This window comes from Natronospira sp., assembly GCF_007134575.1.
Lineage (GTDB): Bacteria > Pseudomonadota > Gammaproteobacteria > Natronospirales > Natronospiraceae > Natronospira > Natronospira elongata.
On record NZ_SLKM01000028.1, the window covers coordinates 1 to 2,818 of the forward strand.

3 protein-coding genes and 1 pseudogene are annotated in these 2,818 nt (G+C 63.9%); all 4 read right to left on the minus strand.

Translation table 11 applies throughout. The features are described from left to right. Window positions 1–414 (minus strand): pyridoxal-phosphate dependent enzyme (locus ACJWXQ_RS01180; RefSeq protein ID WP_406671976.1); only part of this gene is annotated, 414 nt, incomplete at its 3' end. A gap of 85 nt (window positions 415–499) precedes the next feature. After that, window positions 500–1,138 (minus strand): phosphoribosylanthranilate isomerase, encoded by a 639-nt coding sequence (locus ACJWXQ_RS01185; protein WP_406671975.1) that lies wholly within the window; start codon window positions 1,136–1,138, stop codon window positions 500–502. 103 nt (window positions 1,139–1,241) lie between these two features. Further along, window positions 1,242–2,072 carry a tRNA pseudouridine(38-40) synthase TruA gene (gene truA, locus ACJWXQ_RS01190; RefSeq protein WP_346049845.1) on the minus strand — a complete coding sequence of 277 codons (831 nt, stop codon included), beginning with the start codon at window positions 2,070–2,072 and terminating at the stop codon, window positions 1,242–1,244. A 15-nt stretch (window positions 2,073–2,087) separates the two neighbouring features. After that, window positions 2,088–2,818: pseudogene (locus tag ACJWXQ_RS01195) on the minus strand (hypothetical protein); the annotation flags it as partial.

Genomic DNA, 2,818 nt, shown 5'->3' on the forward strand with positions numbered 1-2,818 from the left:
CGGCACCACCTTGGCGCCCAGGAGTCGCATCCGGAAGACATTGGCTTCCTGGCGACGCATATCCTCGGCGCCCATGTAGACCACGCATTCCAGGCCCAGCCGGGCTGCCACGGTAGCCGATGCGACACCATGCTGACCGGCCCCGGTTTCGGCAATCACCCGCGGCTTGCCCATCCGTCGGGCAAGAATGGCCTGCCCCACGGTGTTGTTCACCTTGTGGGCACCGGTATGGCAAAGGTCTTCCCGTTTCAGCCAGATACGGGCTCCGCCGGCCCATTCGCTGAGGCGATCAGCGGGATACAGGGGGGTGGGACGACCCACGAAATGCCCCAGCTCGCGGGCAATTTCACGCTGGAACGCCGGGTCCTGGCGTGCCGATTCGTACGCCTGTCGCAGCTCCTCCACCGGCCCCATCAGGGTCTCAGACACGAAACTGCCGCCAAATATGCCGAAATGCCCTCGTGCGTCGGGCAGCTGTCGGTATCCGTTTGGGGGAAGCTCACTCAGATTCTTTGCTTTGGCCGACACCTTGCACCTCTTCTATGAATCGCGACATCAATTGCGGATCTTTCTGGCCCGGCACCGATTCCACGCCGGAACTGACATCCACCGCCCAGGGCCGGACGACGCGAATCGCCTCGGCGACATTGCCTGGAGCCAGACCGCCCGCAAGGACCAGATCAAAATCGGGCCGAGAAGGCAATCGACTCCAGTCAAAACGCTCACCGGTACCACCGGCACGGCGGCCGGCATGGCTATCCACCAGTAGAGCGGCAGCATCCGGATAGAGCTGACTGGCCTTCACCGGATCCAGTTCCCCGGACATGCCCACGGCCTTGACGTAGCGACGGCCAAAGCGGCGACAGAAATCGGCACTCTCCTCGCCGTGAAACTGCAGCATTTCCAGCGGCAGTCGCTCGAGCACCGTCCGCACCTGGGCGGCATCCGGGTTCATGAACAATCCGACCACGGAAACATAGGCCGGTATGGCTGCAATGATGTCGGCGGCCTGCTGTATCCCGACGGCGCGAGTGCTTGGCTCGTGAAAGACCAGACCAATGGCGTCCGTGCCGGACTCGGCAGCCCAGCGGGCCTGTTCGGCCGTGGTGATGCCACAGATCTTCACTCGGGGCTGCATGTGGAGCAGGCTGCCTCTGCCGCGCAAATTATCGCTGTTTATAAGGAAACTGCCGGGATAGGCAGGCACATGCCTTCAACCTTAACAGAAAGCCGACCCGGACTCACTGCCCCGGGATGGCCGGCCCCGGCAACATGGGCTCATGAGAAGGCTTGCTGAGGCGGTCAATGGCGGGAAAATCGGGATAGCGAACACCGTGGAAATAAAGCCCCTCCGCTGGCGCCGTCACGCCCCCGCGCGTCCGGTCCCGGCCGACCAGCACATCGGCCGGCCATGATTCCTCCGCATCCCCCTTGCCGACCGCCATCAAGACCCCGGCAATATTGCGGACCATGTGATGCAGAAAGGCATTGGCGCGGATATCCATGACCACCAGGTCACCCTCCCGTTGGACCGAAATGGCTTCCACGAAACGCATGGGTGTTGGCGACTGGCAGGCAACCGCACGGTAGGCACTGAAGTCGTGTTCCCCGATCAGCGCCTGGGCCGCCCGATGCATGGCGGCGGCATCCAGAGGATGGTAAACCCAGCAGGCCCGCTGACGGCCCAGGGCAGTCCGTGCCGGGCGATTCCAGAACACATAACGATAGCTTCTCGAGTGCGCCGAGTAACGCGCATGAAAGTCGTCATCGACGGGCTCGACCCAGCGAAGATTGACGTCATCGGGCAAGGCACTGTTGCAGCCCAGCAGCCAGGCCCGAGGAGGCCGCGGCGCGGGGCTCTGAAAATGTACCACCTGCCCCAGTGCATGAACGCCAGCATCGGTCCGTCCGGCACAAACCGCCTCCAGCGGGTGGTCAGCCACCCGTGACAAGGCAGCGGTCAACACTTCCTGCACCGTGCGAACCCCCGGCTGCTGGGCCTGCCAGCCCCGGAAACCGCTGCCGTCGTACTCCAGGCCGGCCACCCACATCTGTCCCTTGTCAGTCGTCATCGCGTGATTATCCAGTCAGATCCATAGCAGAGTCAGCAAGGCCAGCGCGGCGAGGATACATATTAGCCAGTCATGCCACGGGGTGGGCCCCAGGTCTGGCAGGGGCGGAAAATCGTCCGCCGGCTCCGCGGCCCGGGCCTCCATCCGTCGTATCTCCCCGGCCAGTCGGCGCGGAATCCAACTGAACCAGCCACCGCCGCCGACTGTGTCTTGCGCCAGGGAACGGCGCTCTTCCACGGCTTGCGCCAGCAGCATGGCCAGCCGCCGTGCAAAAATGGATCCCGGCAAATGGACACGATCCAGCGGGCTCAACCCTTCGGCAAGAGCAGCGCCAAGCCGGTCCGGCGGGGTGGAAAACAGGAGCGTGTGTACGCTGGCAAACATGGCCAGCAACACCAGGCCCCGCTCCATTGCCGGCCACCAGGCATCCGCGAGTGGCTCCCGCCCAGGCAACCACAAATAAACCAGCATGAGGCCGAGGAGCAGCCATTTCAGGCGCCAGACCCCGCGCCCCAGGCTGGTCATGGCAGCCGCCCCCTGCCACAGATGCCAAGCCAGTAGCAGGACCAACAGGCCCACTATCACGCGACCGTCCTGCCATGGGAGGCTGATTACCGTGAACAGCACCAGCAATAGGTGGGCACGAACATGTGGCATGGAGTCACTTATCGGTACGGGGGCAGGGCCAGGCCATAAGCAAAGGCCGCCGGCCAAGGGGCCGGCGGCCTTTGTCGCTCGTCTACACC